This window comes from Solicola agrisoli, from assembly GCF_049059935.1.
In the GTDB taxonomy this organism is placed as follows: domain Bacteria; phylum Actinomycetota; class Actinomycetes; order Propionibacteriales; family Nocardioidaceae; genus JAURVT01.
Map to the genome: position 1 here is coordinate 84,382 of NZ_JBMGQR010000009.1, position 16,121 is coordinate 100,502.

The 16,121-nt window shown below is 73.1% G+C and carries 13 protein-coding genes; 7 read left to right on the forward strand and 6 right to left on the reverse strand.

Features of this window, described 5'->3' with window-relative positions:
* The first annotated feature begins 2 nt into the window (after window positions 1-2).
* Window positions 3-1,685 carry an NAD(P)/FAD-dependent oxidoreductase gene (locus ACI6PP_RS05555; protein WP_421109824.1) on the forward strand — a complete coding sequence of 561 codons (1,683 nt, stop codon included), beginning with the start codon at window positions 3-5 and terminating at the stop codon, window positions 1,683-1,685.
* Between the two features lie 41 nt (window positions 1,686-1,726).
* Window positions 1,727-2,452 carry a sortase domain-containing protein gene (locus ACI6PP_RS05560; protein WP_421109826.1) on the forward strand — a complete coding sequence of 242 codons (726 nt, stop codon included), beginning with the start codon at window positions 1,727-1,729 and terminating at the stop codon, window positions 2,450-2,452.
* A 108-nt stretch (window positions 2,453-2,560) separates the two neighbouring features.
* On the opposite strand, the gene aceE is transcribed toward ACI6PP_RS05560, so the two are convergent.
* The 3 genes from aceE to ACI6PP_RS05575 form a co-directional block, all read right to left on the reverse strand.
* Entirely contained in the window at window positions 2,561-5,263 is a 2,703-nt protein-coding gene (gene aceE / locus ACI6PP_RS05565) for a pyruvate dehydrogenase (acetyl-transferring), homodimeric type (protein ID WP_421109828.1), read from the reverse strand.
* 188 nt (window positions 5,264-5,451) lie between these two features.
* Window positions 5,452-6,447, reverse strand: a complete 996-nt coding sequence (locus ACI6PP_RS05570; protein WP_421109830.1) for a Gfo/Idh/MocA family protein — start codon at window positions 6,445-6,447, stop codon at window positions 5,452-5,454.
* Window positions 6,448-6,577: 130 nt separating this feature from the next.
* Window positions 6,578-6,907 (reverse strand): single-stranded DNA-binding protein, encoded by a 330-nt coding sequence (locus tag ACI6PP_RS05575; protein ID WP_421109832.1) that lies wholly within the window; start codon window positions 6,905-6,907, stop codon window positions 6,578-6,580.
* A 232-nt stretch (window positions 6,908-7,139) separates the two neighbouring features.
* Here ACI6PP_RS05575 and kdpF point away from each other — a divergent pair, with 232 nt between their 5' ends.
* From kdpF to kdpC, 4 genes are read left to right on the forward strand one after another with little or no spacing between them, the layout of a single operon-like run.
* Complete coding sequence (gene kdpF / locus ACI6PP_RS05580) at window positions 7,140-7,229, forward strand: K(+)-transporting ATPase subunit F (RefSeq protein WP_421109834.1); 90 nt, start codon at window positions 7,140-7,142, stop codon at window positions 7,227-7,229.
* A complete protein-coding gene (gene kdpA / locus ACI6PP_RS05585) occupies window positions 7,229-8,890 on the forward strand; it encodes a potassium-transporting ATPase subunit KdpA (protein WP_421109835.1) in 1,662 nt (553 codons plus the stop codon). The genes kdpF and kdpA overlap by 1 nt, the downstream gene beginning before the upstream one ends.
* A 50-nt stretch (window positions 8,891-8,940) precedes the next feature.
* A complete protein-coding gene (kdpB, locus tag ACI6PP_RS05590; protein ID WP_421109843.1) occupies window positions 8,941-10,953 on the forward strand; it encodes a potassium-transporting ATPase subunit KdpB in 2,013 nt (670 codons plus the stop codon).
* 16 nt (window positions 10,954-10,969) lie between these two features.
* Window positions 10,970-11,602, forward strand: a complete 633-nt coding sequence (kdpC, locus tag ACI6PP_RS05595; RefSeq protein ID WP_421109837.1) for a K(+)-transporting ATPase subunit C — start codon at window positions 10,970-10,972, stop codon at window positions 11,600-11,602.
* A gap of 3 nt (window positions 11,603-11,605) precedes the next feature.
* Here kdpC and ACI6PP_RS05600 read toward each other — a convergent pair whose 3' ends face one another.
* Entirely contained in the window at window positions 11,606-13,612 is a 2,007-nt protein-coding gene (locus ACI6PP_RS05600; RefSeq protein WP_421109839.1) for a S9 family peptidase, read from the reverse strand.
* Window positions 13,613-13,779: 167 nt separating this feature from the next.
* On the opposite strand from ACI6PP_RS05600, the gene ACI6PP_RS05605 reads away from it, so the two are divergent.
* Complete coding sequence (locus ACI6PP_RS05605) at window positions 13,780-15,312, forward strand: GGDEF domain-containing protein (protein ID WP_421109840.1); 1,533 nt, start codon at window positions 13,780-13,782, stop codon at window positions 15,310-15,312.
* Between the two features lie 54 nt (window positions 15,313-15,366).
* Here ACI6PP_RS05605 and ACI6PP_RS05610 read toward each other — a convergent pair whose 3' ends face one another.
* On the reverse strand, window positions 15,367-15,540 hold the full coding sequence (locus ACI6PP_RS05610) for a CsbD family protein (RefSeq protein WP_421109841.1): 174 nt from the start codon (window positions 15,538-15,540) through the stop codon (window positions 15,367-15,369).
* A gap of 60 nt (window positions 15,541-15,600) precedes the next feature.
* On the reverse strand, window positions 15,601-16,121 hold a 521-nt coding region (locus ACI6PP_RS05615), incomplete at its 5' end, for a hypothetical protein (RefSeq protein ID WP_421109842.1).

Here is a 16,121-nt window from a genome sequence, read left to right on the forward strand (position 1 = left end):
ACGTGAGCGAGACCGTCACCCCACCGATGCCCGCGATCGTGCTCGTCTCCGGCGAGCACGGCGACCACCTGCGCGAGGCGTTCGCGCGCTACGAGCGTGAGTACGACCTGCACGTCGCCCGGTCCAGCCAGGAGGCGATGGACGTCACCGCCGCCGTCCGCGCGGCCGGCGGCACCGTCTGCCTCTACGTCTCGGACTCCCGGCTCCCCGACGACCACGTGCTGCGCGCGATCGGGCGCTGGCGGGCCGAGGTGCCCACGGCGCGCCGGATGATCGCCGCCCACTTCGACCACTTCGTCGCCGACGCCCCCGGGCTGCGCGAGGCGATGGCCAAGGGCAAGTACGACGCCTACCTGCTGATGCCGCGCGGCGTGCGCGACGAGGAGTTCCACCACGCCCTGACCGACCTGCTGTCGGACTGGGGCTCGACGGTCCCCGACCCCGAGGTGGTGTCGGTCAAGATCGTCTCCCCGGTGCGCGACGCGCTGACGCTCGCCATCGGCGACTACCTGTCGCGGATGGGCATGCCGAGCCGGGTCTACGACCCCGAGAGCGACGTCGGCCGCCACATGCGCGAGCTGCACGGCCTCGTCGACGCCTCCTACCCGCTGGTGTTCGCGCACGGACGGACGCCGGTCGCCGCCACGTCGGTGCGCGACGTGGCGGTGTCGATCTACGGACGTCCCGACGAGATCGAGGTGGACGACGTCGTCGACCTCGCCGTCGTCGGCGCCGGCCCGGCCGGGCTCGCCGCGGCGGTCTACGGCGCGTCCGAGGGGTTGTCGACGGTGGTGCTCGAGGCCGAGGCCATCGGCGGCCAGGCCGGCACCAGCTCGATGATCCGCAACTACCTGGGCTTCCCGCGCGGCATCTCGGGCATGCGGCTGTCCCAGCGGGCGCGCAACCAGGCGCTGCGGTTCGGCACCCGGTTCTTCACCGGCTGGACCGTCGACTCGCTCGTGCCCGGCGGCGACGGCGAGCCGCACGTCCTGCACACCGCGGGCGGCGAGCTGCGGGCGCGCGCGGTGATCGTCTCGACGGGCGTCGCGTACCGCAAGCTCGGCGTGGCCCCGCTGGAGGACCTCGTCGGCGCGGGCGTCAACTACGGTGCCGCGCTCACCGCCGCCCGCGAGATGGACGGCGCCGACGTCTTCGTGGTCGGCGGTGGCAACTCGGCGGGACAGGCGGCCGTCCACCTGGCGCGGTCCGCGCGGTCGGTGACGATCGTGGTCCGGCGCCCGTCGCTGGAGGAGACGATGTCGTCGTACCTGGTGGAGGAGATCCGCTGGAGCCCGCGCATCGAGGTGCGCACGTGCACCCGCGTGGTCGACGGCGGCGGCTCCCCGCGCCTGGAGCACCTGGTGCTCGAGGACGTGCGCGACGGCAGCGTCGAGAAGGTCGCGGCCCAGGGGCTGTTCCTGCTCCTCGGCGCCGAGCCGCACTGCGACTGGCTGCCCTCGTCGCTGGCCCGCGACGAGCGGGGGTTCGTCCTCACCGGCCGCGACGTGCCGCAGGACCGCTGGACCGACGGCCGTCCGCCGGCCAACCTCGCCACGACCGTCCCCGGCGTCTTCGCCGTCGGCGACATCCGCGCCGGGTCGATGAAGCGCGTCGCCGCGGCCAGCGGCGAGGGGGCGTCGGCGGTGCCGCTCGTCCACGCCCACCTGGCGCCCGCCCCCGACTGATCCGGGCGGGCGCCGTGGACCGCCCTCGTAGGCTCGGCGGGGTGAGGCGATCCTGGGGCACCGTGACGGCCGGCGCGGCGGCGTGCGCGCTGCTCGCGGCCTGCGCGCCCGCCGAGCGCGAGGTGGCCCGCGACGAGGTGCCGGCCCCGTCGGCCACCACCACCGCGCCGACGACACCGCCCACGACGGCGCCGCCGACCACGCCCGCGACCACCGCCGCACCCGCCGTCGCCGGTCCCGTCCCGAGCGACGGCGCACCCGCCCGCGCGCGGATCCGCGTGAGGTCGGCCGGTGTCGACGACCTCGTCGTCGTGCCCTACGAGGGCCGCACCGACGACGCCGTCGGCACGAGGATCCAGGACGGCGGCGTGGCGGCCAGCCCGCACGGACCCGAGGGTGGCGTCGGCCCCGGCGGCATCGGCAACTACCAGGTGACCGCGCACCGGCTCTCGTCCACCAAGGCGTTCCTCGACCTGCCCGACACCGACGTGGGCGACCAGGTCGCCGTCGAGTCCGGCGGCACCACCTACGTCTACCGGATCACCGAGACGCGCAGGACCTCGTTCCGCAGCCCCGCGTCGCTGGCCGCCCAGCGTGCGGCCGTGCCCGGCCGTCCGGGCGTCGAGCCCACCCGGGCGATGATCACGCTGTCGACCTGCGCCACCCCCGAGGACCACGCCGAGGGCAACTACTGGTCCGACGAGTTCAAGAACCCCGAGCACCGCATCGACAAGATCGGCGTCCTCGTCCGCACCACCCCCGCCTGACGCCCCACCCGCCGGCCCCGCGCGTCGAGGTCCGAGTCGTGCAACGCATCACGTGCTGATGCGTTGCACGACCCGGACCTCGGCGGGGGCCGGGTGGCGTGCCGGGTGCTAGGCGTCGCCGCCCGCGTTGCCGGTGGTGCCGGCGTTGACGTCGAGCAGGCGGTACTTCTCGGCGGCCTGGCGGGGGGCCGACGCGTCGACCTTGCCCTCGGCGACCAGCTCCTGCAGGGCCCGGACGACGATCGAGTGCGCGTCGATGTGGAAGTACCGACGTGCGGCCGAGCGGGTGTCGGAGAAGCCGTGCTCGTCCGCGCCCAGGGTCGCGAAGCGACGCGGGACGAACTGGCGGATCTGGTCGGGCACCTCGGACACGTAGTCCGTGCTCGCGACGAGCGGACCCTCGGTGGACTCGAGCTTCGAGGTCACCCACGGCGTGCGGGGCTCGTCCTCGGGGTGCAGAAAGTTGTGCTTCTCGGCGGCCAGTCCGTCGCGACGCATCTCGGCCCACGACGTCACCGACCACACGTCGGCGCTGACGCCCCACTCCTGGCCGAGGATGACCGCGGCCTCCTGCGCCCAGCCCACCGAGACGCCCGAGCCCAGCAGCTGGACCTTGGGGCCGTCGCCGCCGGTGCTGATCCGGTGCATGCCGCGGACGATGCCGTCGATGTCGACGTCCTCGGGCTCGGCGGGCTGCAGCATCGGCTCGTTGTAGACCGTCAGGTAGTACATGACGTTCGGGTCGGTGCTGTCCGGCCCGTACATCTGCTCCAGGCCGGCCCGGACGATGTGCGCGATCTCGTACCCGAACGCCGGGTCGTAGATCTTCATCGCCGGGTTGGTGCCCGCCAGCACCGGGCTGTGGCCGTCGGCGTGCTGCAGGCCCTCACCGGTGAGCGTGGTGCGCCCGGCGGTGGCGCCGATGATGAACCCGCGCGTCATCTGGTCCATGGCGGCCCACAGGGAGTCGCCCGTGCGCTGGAAGCCGAACATCGAGTAGAAGATGTAGACCGGGATCATCGGCTGGCCGTGCGTCGAGTACGAGGTGCCGGCGGCGGTGAACGCCGCGACCGAGCCCGCCTCGTTGATGCCCGCGTGCAGGATCTGGCCGTGCTCGGACTCCTTGTAGGCCAGGAAGAGCTCGCGGTCGACGGCGGTGTAGCGCTGGCCGTTCGGGTTGTAGATCTTGGCCGTCGGGAAGAACGAGTCCATGCCGAACGTGCGCGCCTCGTCGGGGACGATCGGCACGATGCGGTCGCCGATGCCCTTGTCGCGGATCAGGTCGCGCAGCAGCCGGACGAACGTCATCGTCGTCGCGGCCATCTGCTTGCCCGAGCCCTTGCGGGCGCCCGCGTAGGTGCTGTCGCCGGGCAGCGTCACCGAGACGGGGGCGTTGCGCCGCTCGGGCGTGAACCCGCCGAGCTTGCGACGGCGCTCGAGCGCGTACTCGATCTCGGGGGCGTCGGCGCCCGGGTGGTAGTACGGCACGCCGTAGGCGTCCTCGTCGATCTCCTTGTCCGTGACGGGGATGTTCAGCGAGTCACGGAACTTCTTGAGGTCGTCGGTGGTGAGCTTCTTCATCTGGTGCGTGGCGTTGCGCGCCTCGAAGTTCGCGCCGAGGCCGTAGCCCTTGACGGTCTTGGCGAGCACGACCGTCGGACGGCCGTTGTGCACCGTCGCCTGGTGGTAGGCGGCGTAGACCTTGCGATAGTCGTGGCCACCGCGCTTGAGGCCCCAGATCTGGTCGTCGGTCATGTCCTTGACCATCAGCTTGGTGGCCGTGGACTTGCCGAAGAAGTGCTCGCGGACGTAGCTGCCCGACTCGCCCTTGTAGGTCTGGAAGTCGCCGTCGGGCGTCTCGTTCATGATCCGCAGCAGGTCGCCGGTCTTGTCGGCCGCGAGCAGCGGGTCCCACTCGCGGCCCCACAGCACCTTGACGACGTTCCAGCCGGCGCCGCGGAAGAAGCCCTCGAGCTCCTGGACGATCTTGCCGTTGCCGCGGACGGGTCCGTCGAGGCGCTGCAGGTTGCAGTTGATGACGAAGGTGAGGTTGTCCAGGCCGTCGTTGGCCGCGAGCTGCAGCAGCCCGCGCGACTCCGGCTCGTCCATCTCGCCGTCGCCGAGGAACGCCCAGACGTGCTGGTCGGTGGTGTCCTTGAAGCCGCGGTCGCGCAGGTAGCGGTTGAACTGCGCCTGGTAGATCGCGTTCATCGGGCCGATGCCCATCGACACCGTGGGGAACTGCCAGAACCCGGGCATCAGGCGCGGGTGCGGGTACGACGACATGCCGTGCGGCGCCTTGGACTTCTCCTGGCGGAAGCCGTTCAGGTCGTCGGTGCCGAGGCGGCCCTCGAGGTAGGCGCGGGCGTACATGCCCGGCGAGGCGTGGCCCTGGTAGAACACCTGGTCGCCGCCGCCCGGGTGGTCGGGGCCGCGGAAGAAGTGGTTGAGCCCGACCTCGTAGAGGGTCGCGGCACCCGCGTAGGTGGAGATGTGGCCGCCGACGCCGATCTCGGGGCTCTGCGCGCGGTGCACCATGACCGCGGCGTTCCAGCGGACGTACGCACGGAAGCGACGCTCGATCTCCTCGTCGCCGGCGAAGTCGGGCTCGTCCTCGGTGGAGATGGTGTTGACGTAGTCGGTGACGACGCCGGGCTCGACGGTCACGCCGGCGCTGCGGCCGCGTTCCTGCATCGCCGCCAGGATCTGGCGGGCCCGGTCACGGCCGGAGACGGCGACGAGGTCGTCGAACGACTCCAGCCACTCGGACGTCTCCTCGTCGGGGGTGCTGCCACGGGGATCGGCGCTCATCGGGGCGCCTCCTTTGCTGGTCGTGCCTCGGGTCGGACGGTCGGTCCGTTCGGTGCGGCGACGCACACCCGCACCTGACGACGGTAGTCGTCGGTGACGGGCGTCCGCAGGACGCCGGATACCAATCTATCGACCGACGCGACGGGGCCGCCCACCCCCGTGGCGGGTGGGCGGCCCGGCGTGACCGATCAGACCTGCGCGTCGAGCCGCACGGGCAGGCCGCTGAGCCGCGACTGCTCGGCCGCGTCGGCGATGCGGAAGGCCGCCAGGGCGTCGTCGACGGTGCACGGGCTCGGCGTGCGTCCGGCGACGACGTCGCAGAACGCGGCGAGCTCGGTGCGGTACGCCGGCAGGAAGCGCTCCATGAACGACCACTTCTGCGGGCCGGCCGGGTAGGTCGCACCGGGCTCGGCCGAGACCAGCGCGAGGGAGTCGTCGTAGCCGACGCCGAGCGTGCCGTCCGACCCCATGACCTCCATCCGGACGTCGTGGCCGCCGCCGTTGTAGCGCGTGGCGGTGACGGTGGCGAGCGTGCCGTCGTCGAGCGTCAGCAGGACGGCGGCGGTGTCGACGTCGCCGGCCGCGGTGAAGAAGTCGGCGCCCTTGTTGGCGCCGACGGCGTACGCGCTGACGACCTCGCGGCCGGTGACGAACCGGATGATGTCGAAGTCGTGGATGCTGCAGTCGCGCAGGATGCCGCCGCTGGTGGGCAGGTACTCCGCGGCGGGCGGCGCCTGGTCGTGCGTCTGCGCGCGGATGGTGTGCACGAAGCCCAGCTCGCCGGACTCGACCGCGGCCCGGACGCGCTGGTACCCAGCGTCGAAGCGGCGCTGGAAGCCCACGTGGACGGGCACCGAGGACGCCTCGACCAGGGCGGCCAGCTCGAGGGTCTCCTCCAGGGTCGCCGCGACGGGCTTCTCGCAGAACGTCGGGACGCCGGCCGCGACGCCGGCGCGGACGAGCGGCGCGTGGCCGGGCGTCGACGTCGCGACCACGAGGCCGTCGACCTGGCCGAGCAGCTCGTCGACGTCCGCGGCGAACCCGTACCCCTCCTTGTCGGCCAGGGCGCGCGCGGGGTCGGGGAAGTGGTCGGCGACGACGACCTGGTCGATCTCGTCGAGCTCGGCGAGGGTGGAGGCGTGGAAGGCGCCGATGCGCCCGACGCCGGCAAGTCCGATGCGCATGGGTGTGTCCCGGTTCTGCGAGGGGGCGGGGTTCGCGTCCGATCCTCCGGCATGCGCCTCTGTGCGGTCAACCTCATGTCTTGACAAATAAGCGAGGATCGAAGGGCGGCGTGGCCGCCGCCGGTCTGCCTCAGCCGTCGTCGGTGAGCGGACGCGTCACGACGTCGGCGACGATGCGGCGCGGCACCGAGTCGAGCTCCTCGTCGGGGTCCCACGGTCCCGGGACGATCGAGCCGACCACGACCACGACGTCGTCGACGGCGAGGGCGCCCACCACCGTGCCGGCGAGGTCGCCGAACGCGCGGACGTGGCAGACGGCCGGGTCCAGGGGGCTCCAGCGGCCCGACCCCACCTCGGCCTGACGGTCCACGCGCACCATCACGTCGGCGAACGGTGCGCCGCTGCGGGAGGCGGAGGCGGCCGGGGTCTGCGTCACGACACCCATCAGGACGTTGGTCATGGCACGGCTCCTGGGGTTCGACGCGACCGGGCGGACCGGCCTCACCACACCCTACGGCCCCGACGGTGGCCCCTCACGAGTTGACGGGTTTCGGTCCGCGACGCGCCGACGGTGACGACCCGGACGTGTCGAGTCGTGCGGACGGGGCCGGGCCCGGCAAGATCGCGTCAAGGCCCGTCAAGGTCGCGAGAGGATCGCCGTCGGCGGGCGGGGCCGGGCGTTGCCTGGGGGCATGCACCTCGAATCCGCTGCGCTGCTGCTGGCCGTCGTCGGCCTGTGCGGCTACCTGCTCGCGGCCCTGCTGTGGCCGGAGAAGTTCTGATGGGCCCCACCGTCGCCGGCCTGCTGACGATCGCCGCGCTGCTCGGCGTCCTGGCGCTCGTCTACCGGCCCTTCGGCGACTACATGGCCACCGTCCTCACCTCGCCACGGCACCTGCGGGCCGAACGCGTCGTCTACCGCCTGGTCGGCGTCGACCCCGACGGGCGCCAGGGCGCGCGGGGGTACGCGCTGTCGGTCGTCGGGTTCACCGCCGTCAGCCTGCTGGTGCTGTTCGTGGTCCTGGTGGGGCAGGCGGCGCTGCCGTTCAGCCGCGGGCTGCCGGGCATGCCCTGGGACATGGCGCTCAACACCGCCGTCTCGTTCGTCACGAACACCAACTGGCAGTCCTACGCCGGTGAGTCGACGCTCGGGTGGACCGCGCAGATGGCCGGGCTCGCCGTGCAGAACTTCGTGTCGGCCGCGGTCGGCATCGCCGTCGCCGTCGCGCTGGTGCGTGCCTTCACCCGTCGCGAGTCCGACGACCTCGGCAACTTCTGGGTCGACCTCGTCCGGATCAACCTGCGGATCCTGCTGCCGGTGGCGTTCGTCGCGGCGATCGTCCTCGTCGGCCTCGGAGCCGTGCAGAGCTTCGCGCCCGACCGCGTGGTCGACACCGTGCTGGGCGGGCAGCAGACGCTGACGTTCGGACCGGTCGCGTCGCAGGAGGCGATCAAGGAGCTCGGCACCAACGGCGGCGGGTTCTTCAACGCCAACTCCGCGCACCCGTTCGAGAACCCCACGGCCCTGTCGAACCTGGTCGAGATCTTCCTGCTGCTGCTGATCCCGGTCTGCCTGACCCGCACGTTCGGGACGATGATCGGCAGCCGCAAGCACGGGTACGCCGTGCTGGGCGCGATGACGTTCCTGTGGGGCGCGATGCTCGCCGTCGCGCTCGTCTCCGAGGTCGGCGGCCACGGTGACTCCGCCCGTGCCGCGGGAGCGGCCATGGAGGGCAAGGAGACCCAGCTCGGCACGTGGGCCTCGACGCTGTTCGCGGTCAGCACCACCGGGACGTCGACCGGTGCGGTCAACGCCTCGCACGACTCCCTGACGCCCGCCGCGGGCGGCTCGACGATCGTGCACATGATGTTCGGCGAGGTCTCGCCGGGCGGCACCGGCTCGGGCCTGTACGGCTTCCTGGTCATGGCGGTGCTGACGGTGTTCGTCGCCGGGCTGATGGTCGGACGCACGCCCGAGCTGCTCGGCAAGAAGATCGGCACGACGCAGATGACCTACGTCGCGCTCTACACGTTGTCGGTGCCCGCGCTCGTGCTCGTCGGCATCGGCGTCGCGATCGCGCTGCCGTCCACGGCCGACGCGATGGGCAACGCGGGCGGCCACGGCTTCTCCGAGGTGGTCTACGCCTACACGTCCGCCGCCAACAACAACGGCAGCGCGTTCGGCGGGATCACCGTCACCTCGACGTTCTTCCAGCTGACGCTCGCCGCGGCCATGCTGCTCGGTCGGCTGGTGCCGATCCTGCTCGTCCTCGGGCTGGCCGGGTCCCTGGCCCGCCAGGGGACGGTGCCGACGACCGCCGGCACGCTGCCCACCCACACGGTCCAGTTCTCGGCCCTCGTGGTCGGCGTGATCGTGCTGGTCACCGGGCTGACCTTCTTCCCGACCCTGTCCCTCGGCCCGATCGCGGAGGCCCTCTCGTGAGCACCCTGACCACCCCGCCCGAGACGTCGCACGACGCCGCTCGGCGCCGGATCCCCACCCAGCAGGGACTGAGCGGCCGGCAGCTCGCCGCCCAGCTCGTCCCCGCGCTGCGCAAGCTCGACCCCCGTCACCTCTGGCGCAACCCGGTCGTGCTGATCGTCTGGCTCGGCTCGGTGCTGACCACGGTCCTCGCCATCGCCGACCCGAGCGTCTTCGCCGTCGCCATCGCGGTGTGGCTGTGGCTCACCGTGGTGTTCGCGAACCTCGCCGAGGCCGTCGCCGAGGGGCGCGGCAAGGCGCAGGCCGACTCCCTGCGCGCCGCGCGGCAGGACACCGTCGCCCGACGGCTCGACGCGGGAGGCGTCGAGTCGCAGGTGGCCGGCACCGACCTGCGCCCGGGCGACCGCGTGGTGGTCGAGGCGGGCCAGGTGGTCCCCGGCGACGGCGACGTCGTCGAGGGCGTCGCGAGCGTCGACGAGTCCGCGATCACCGGCGAGTCCGCGCCGGTGATCCGCGAGGCAGGTGGCGACCGCTCGGCCGTCACCGGAGGCACGACGGTCCTCTCGGACCGGATCGTCGTCGAGATCACCTCGGCGCCCGGCCAGACCTTCCTGGACAAGATGATCGCGCTCGTCGAGGGGGCGTCGCGCCGCAAGACCCCCAACGAGATCGCGCTGTCGATCCTGCTGGTGAGCCTCACGCTCGTGTTCCTGCTGGCCGTCGCCTCGCTCGCCCCGATGGCCCGGTACGCCGGCGCCCCGCAGTCGACCGTCGTGCTGGTGGCGCTGCTGGTCTGCCTGATCCCGACGACGATCGGGGCGCTGCTGTCGGCGATCGGCATCGCCGGCATGGACCGGCTCGTCCGCGTCAACGTCCTGGCGATGTCGGGCCGGGCGGTCGAGGCGGCGGGAGACGTCACGACGCTGCTGCTCGACAAGACCGGCACGATCACCATCGGCAACCGGCAGGCGTCCCGGTTCGTGCCGATGCCCGGCGTCGGCGAGGACGAGCTGCGCGACGCCGCACGGCTGTCCAGCCTCGCCGACCAGACCCCCGAGGGACGCTCGATCGTCACGCTCGCCGAGCAGCAGGGGGCGTCGGGCGAGGTGCCGCAGGGCGCCGAGTTCGTCGAGTTCACCGCCCAGACCCGGATGTCGGGCGTCGACCTCGCCGGCGGGCGCCTCGTCCGCAAGGGCGCCGCGTCCGCCGTCCACCGCTGGGTCGGCGGCGACGTCGCCCCCGAGCTCGCGGACGCCGTCGACGAGATCAGCGAGGCCGGTGGCACGCCCCTCGTGGTGGCCGAGCAGTCGGCCGACGGGACGGGACGCGTGCTCGGCGTCGTCCACCTCAAGGACGTCGTCAAGGACGGCATGCGCGCGCGGTTCGACGAGCTGCGCCGCATGGGCATCCGCACCGTGATGATCACCGGCGACAACCCCAAGACCGCCAAGGCGATCGCCGACGAGGCCGGGGTGGACGACTTCCTGGCCGAGGCGACGCCCGAGGACAAGCTCGCGCTGATCCGCCAGGAGCAGGCCGGCGGTCGCCTGGTCGCGATGACCGGCGACGGCACCAACGACGCGCCCGCGCTCGCCGCGGCCGACGTCGGCGTGGCGATGAACACCGGCACGTCGGCGGCCAAGGAGGCCGGCAACATGGTCGACCTCGACTCCGACCCCACCAAGCTGATCGACGTCGTGGCCATCGGCAAGCAGCTGCTCATCACCCGCGGCGCGCTCACCACGTTCTCGATCGCCAACGACGTCGCCAAGTACTTCGCGATCGTGCCGGCGATGTTCGTGGCCGCTTACCCGGGCCTGGACGCGCTCAACGTCATGCGGCTCGGCTCGCCCGAGTCGGCGATCCTCTCGGCCGTGGTCTTCAACGCCCTGGTGATCGTCGGCCTGATCCCGCTCGCGCTGCGGGGCGTCGCGTACCGCGCGGCGTCGGCGGCGTCGGTGCTGAACCGCAACCTGCTCGTGTTCGGCGTCGGCGGGGTGCTGGTGCCGTTCGTCGGCATCAAGCTGATCGACCTCGTCGTCTCGCCCCTGCTGTCCCTGTGAAGAACTGGATCCCCACATGACCACCACCACCGACGTCGTCGCCCGTCCCTCGACCGCCACGCTCCTGACCGACCTCGTGCGCCAGTCCTGGACGGGCCTGCGCGCCCTGCTCGTCCTCACCGTCCTGCTCGGGGTCGTCTACCCGGTGACGGTCTGGGCCGTCGGGCAGGTCGCCCTCGGTGACCGGGCCGACGGCCAGCTCGTCCGACGGGACGGCGCCGTCGTCGGGTCGGCCCTGATCGGTCAGCGGTTCGACGCCGAGACGGCACCGGGGCTGTTCCACTCGCGTCCGTCGGCGGGTGACTACGACCCGCTCGCGACCGCGCCGTCCAACCTGGGGCCGTCGGACCCCGACCTCGTGAGGACCATCGAGGAGCGCCGGGCCCAGGTGGCGCGCGACAACGGCGTCGCCCCGTCGGCGGTGCCGCCCGACGCGGTCACCGCGTCCGGATCGGGCGTCGACCCGTACGTCTCGCCCGCCTACGCCGCGCTCCAGGTGGACCGCGTCGCGCGGGCGTCGGGCCTGACGGTCGGCGAGGTGCGCACGCTCGTCGCCGAGCACACGCGCGGCCGGTCGCTCGGCTTCCTGGGCGACCCGAAGGTCGACGTGCTGCGGCTCAACCTCGCCGTCCTCGACGCGACGCGCTGACGGTCACGGGAGGTTCTCCACCTCGACGGGGACGAGGTCGTCGGCGGGCGTGAAGCCGAACACCTGCGCGTAGAACGACAGCTCGCACTCCAGCGCGCGCACCTGGTTGTCGAGCGCGCGGAAGCCGTGGCCCTCGCCCTCGAACAATACGAGCGCGACGGGCAGCCCCTTGGCGCGCAGGGCGTCGGCCATCAGGTGCGCCTGCGCGGGCGGGACCACCCTGTCCTCGGTGCCCTGCAGCAGGATGAGGGGTGCGGACAGCCGGTCCACCTGGGTGAGCGGCGAGCGCTCGTCGTACACGGCCTCGCCCTCGGGCCACGGCGCGACCAGGCCCCACAGGTACCGCGACTCCAGCTTGTGCGTGTCGCGCGCGAGGGCGCCGAGGTCGCTGACGCCGAAGTGGCTGGCGCCGGCGGCGAAGACGTCCGTGGTGGTCATGGCCGCGAGCGTCGTGAAGCCGCCCGCACTGCCACCGGTGATGCAGAGGCGGTCGCCGTCGACGACGCCGGTGTCGGCCAGGTGACGCGCGCCGCTCGCCGCGTCCTGGACGTCGACCACGCCCCACGTGCCCTGCAGACGACGGCGGTACTCGCGCCCGTAGCCGACCGACCCGCCGTAGTTGACGTCGAGCACCGCGAAGCCGCGGGAGGTCCAGAACGTGCGGGCCGTGGAGTACGCCGGCGGGCTGGCCGCGGTGGGGCCGCCGTGCAGCGTGACGATCAGCGGCGGCAGCTCGCCGTCAGGTCCGACGACGTCGGGGTGGGTGGGCCGGTAGAGGAACCCGTGCGCCAGCGCACCGTCGGGCGTCGGCCAGCTGACCGGCTCGGGGCGGGAGGCCAGGGTGGGGTCGACCTGCGTCGCGCCGGCCACGGGCGCGACGCTGCCGTCGACGAGGTCGATCGTCACCAGCTCGGCCGGACGGTCGGCGAAGAAGGCCCGGGCCACGCCGCGGTCGCCCCAGACCCGCAGGTCGGCCAGCGCGGTGACCGACGTGGGCACCGTCGTGAGGTCGCCGGTGGCGGGGTCGAGGACGACCACGGTCCGGTACCCGTCGACGAAGCGGTGGCTGAGCAGCCGCCCGTCGGGCAGCAGGTCGTAGGACCACTGGTCCTGGGTCCACCGGGGCTGACCGAGGTCGTGCTCGTCGGGGCGGATCGTCTCGAGGACGGGGGCGTCGGCGGTGACGTCCACGACCGCGTGGTTGCCCCACCCCGACCGGTCGGTGACCACGACGAGGCGGTCGTCGTCCAGCCACAGCGGCTGCTCGATCGCCTCGCCGTCGCCGCCGGCCAGCAGCCGGACGTCGACCAGGTCGCCCGCGTCGTCGAGCCCGCCCACCCACAGGTACGTGGAGTCCCAGGCCATGTCGGGGTGGTTCCAGGTGAGCCAGGCGAGGCGGCCGCCACCGGGGGAGAGCACCGGGTCGGCGACGAAGTCGGGCGCCGCGGTGGCGTCGGCGGTGCCGGTGGGCTCACCCACCGGACGCACGCGTCCCGCGACGAGCGGCGTGCCGAGGTCGTCGGCGCCGTCGAGCGCGAGTCGCACGAGCGAGGTCACCGGCTCGACGGACGGGTCGCGCTGGTCCTCGCGCACCGTGTAGGCGACGCCTCGCGGGAGGTCGAGGGCGAAGCGGCCGAACCTCACCCGGCCGTCGGTGGGCGGCGTGATCGCGCGCGGCTCCTCGCCCGGCCCGGTGCGCCAGACCCGCTGCTCGGTCTGCTCCACCCACAGCACCACCCCGTCGCGGACGCCCACGTCGCCACCGCCGTACTCGTGGATGCGGGTGCGCACGTCCTGCCCGGGCGGCGAGACGTCGTGCGGCACCCCGTCGGGGCCGACGCGCACCAGCGTGACGCGCCCGGCGTCGTCGGGTCGCGACTCGAGCCAGTAGAGGGTGTCGCCGTCGGGGTGCGGCGAGCGGCGGACGGTGCCGCCGGCGTAGGTGTCGCGCGCCGACACCGGGGAGGGCCACGAGCCGTGCGGGAGGGGACGGGGCGTCGTCGAGGGCATCGCCCCAGCGTGTCACCGACGAGCGCCGAGGGGCACCCCCGCGGTCGGTCGAACCTCCCGGATCCCGTGACGACGGGTCGACGGCTGTGGGAGTCTGTGCCCGGGGCGGGGGCCCAGCGATGCCGCGACGGCGGCGTCCGTTCGGTGGTGCGGGAGGTGGCGGACCGGTGGAGTGTTCCGACCAGGTCCCGTCGACCCTCGACGACGCCCTGTGGGTGGGGCTGTCCGACCTCGAGCGTCTCGTCCGCGACGGTGACGACCTCGTCCCGATGTTCGCGGCCGCGACGCGTGCCGCCGCCGCCGTGCCCGGTGCGCTCGACGCGCGGCTCTCCCGGATCGACTGGCAGGCCGGCGTCGCCGTCGAGGTCGCGCGGTGCGACGCCGCCGCGCTCGATCCCGACGCACCCGAGGCGGCCGTCGGTCGTCCCCTCGCCGACGTCCCCCACGCCGCCCGAGCGGCTGCGGCCGGACGCGGCGCCGTCCTCCGTCTCGACGACGCCGACCTGTCGGCCGACGAGCGGGCGATGCTCGAGACGTCGGGCGGCCGGCTCGCCTACTCCTCGCCGGTCCAGGTGGGCACGGCGGTCTGGGGCACGCTGACGGTCTGCCTCGTGGACGAGGGCGCCGAGGCCGTCGGACGGCGTCACGGCGACCTGGTCACCTCGCTCCTCGCCCAGGGCCTCACGCGCCTGGAGCGGCTGGCGGCCCTGCACGAGATGGCGTTCACCGATCCGCTGACGGGCATCGCCAACCGCCGCGCCGCCGAGGACCTCCTCGACCGCTACATCCACGACCCCGACCTGCCCGACGTCAGCCTGGTGCTCCTCGACGTCGACCACTTCAAGCAGGTCAACGACTCGCGCGGCCACGACGGCGGCGACCGGCTGCTGCGCGTGGTCGCGCTGACGCTGCGCCAGGTCGCCGCCGGGCTCGACGGCGGGCTCGCCGCCCGGTTGGGCGGTGACGAGTTCGCCCTCGTCGCCCGCACCTCCCGCGGACTCGACGTCGCCGACGTCGTCGGGACGCTGCGCGACGCCGTCCGCCCGTCCGTCCCGACGTTCGACATCTCCACCGGCGCGGCCGTGAGGGGCGTCGACGTGCCCGTGGTCCTGCCCGCCGACGAGGTGCGCCGCGCGCTGATGCGCAGCGCCGACGCCGACCTGTACCGGCACAAGCAGTCGCGGCGCGCCCCGTCGGCCGAGCTGGCCGGCCAGCACTGGACCGAGCACGTCTACGACTCGCTCGCCGAGCTGACGCAGTCGCTGCAGATGACGCCCGACGCGCCGCCGTCGTCCCGGCTGCGGATGGTCGCCGAGGCGGTCTGCGCCGTCACCGAGGCGGCCACCTGGATGATCGGTCGCACCGACGGCGACGGGCAGCTGCACGACGACGTGTTCGGCTACAACCCGCTGCGCCGCACCGACGACCCGCCCGTGCCGTTGGGCTCGTACGACCTCGCCGACTTCCCAGCCACCCGCGCGGCGCTGGCGGGCTACCCGTTCTTCGCCACCGTGATCGAGGGCGACGTCGCCGAGCGCCGGGTGCTGGCCACCACGCCGTTCACCGCCGTGGTGGGCGCCGGCGGGCACGACCGTGACGGCACGGGCTGGCTCGTCGAGATCTACGCCGACGACTTCTCCGGCGACGTCAGCTGGGCCACGTCGACCCTGCAGGTGCTCGTCACGCTGGCGCTGGGCTAGACGCGACCGAGCCCCGCCATCCGCAGGGACGACGGGGCTCGGGTGGGGCGAGGACTACTTCTTGAAGACGTCCTTGACGTTCTCGCCGGCCTGCTTGGTGCTGGACTTGGCCTGGTCGGCCTTGCCCTCGGCCTTGAGCTCGTCGTTGTTGGTGACGTCGCCGACGGCCTCCTTGGCCTTGCCGGCGAGGTCCTCAGCGGTGTTCTTGATCTTGTCTCCGAGGCCCATGAGGGTCTCCCTTCGGTTGGCGTCCCGTCCCCCGATGGGACGGAGCTGGTGGGGTGTGGGTCAGTGGACTCGTGCGGTCGAGCCGGTGGCCTTGCGGACGAGCTTGGATCGTGAGGGCCCGTCGAGGACGATGCGGCACGTCGCGTCCCCGTCGGGGAGTGCGGTGGCGACGTCCTGGGTGCAGGTGCGGGCGGCGGTGCCGATGGACTCACCGTCGGCGCGGGGGTCCAGACGGGCCCGGAGCTCCACGACCTGCTTGGACCCGTACGAACGCGTCCGTCCTGACACCGACTGAGTCGGGGTCATGGTGTCGAAGCGCTCGGCGGTCGCGGCCGCGATCGAGGTCAGGTCGGCCTCGAGGCGCCCGTGGTCGTCCGAGCCCTTGAGCCGGACGCTGGACTGGTGCGGGCGTCGGGCGTGCGCGGCGAGCCACCACAGGCCCAGCAGGCCCAGGACCAGGCCGACGGCGGCGAAGACCCAGGTGAACCAGGTGGCGTCGACGATGTCCGAGGCGGGTCCGGTGGACAGCGAGGACTGGTAGGTGAAGACCCAGCCGTACTTCCAGTCCAGGGCGAAGAACC

Bases quoted from the DNA above. Each gene is read 5' to 3' on its own strand.
- kdpF (WP_421109834.1), top strand. From the start codon at position 7,140: ATGCACCTCGAATCCGCTGCGCTGCTGCTGGCCGTCGTCGGCCTGTGC.
- aceE (WP_421109828.1), bottom strand. From the start codon at position 5,263: ATGAGCGCCGATCCCCGTGGCAGCACCCCCGACGAGGAGACGTCCGAG.
- ACI6PP_RS05575 (WP_421109832.1), bottom strand. From the start codon at position 6,907: ATGACCAACGTCCTGATGGGTGTCGTGACGCAGACCCCGGCCGCCTCC.
- ACI6PP_RS05600 (WP_421109839.1), bottom strand. From the start codon at position 13,612: ATGCCCTCGACGACGCCCCGTCCCCTCCCGCACGGCTCGTGGCCCTCC.
- kdpC (WP_421109837.1), top strand. From the start codon at position 10,970: ATGACCACCACCACCGACGTCGTCGCCCGTCCCTCGACCGCCACGCTC.
- ACI6PP_RS05570 (WP_421109830.1), bottom strand. From the start codon at position 6,447: ATGCGCATCGGACTTGCCGGCGTCGGGCGCATCGGCGCCTTCCACGCC.
- kdpA (WP_421109835.1), top strand. From the start codon at position 7,229: ATGGGCCCCACCGTCGCCGGCCTGCTGACGATCGCCGCGCTGCTCGGC.
- ACI6PP_RS05610 (WP_421109841.1), bottom strand. From the start codon at position 15,540: ATGGGCCTCGGAGACAAGATCAAGAACACCGCTGAGGACCTCGCCGGC.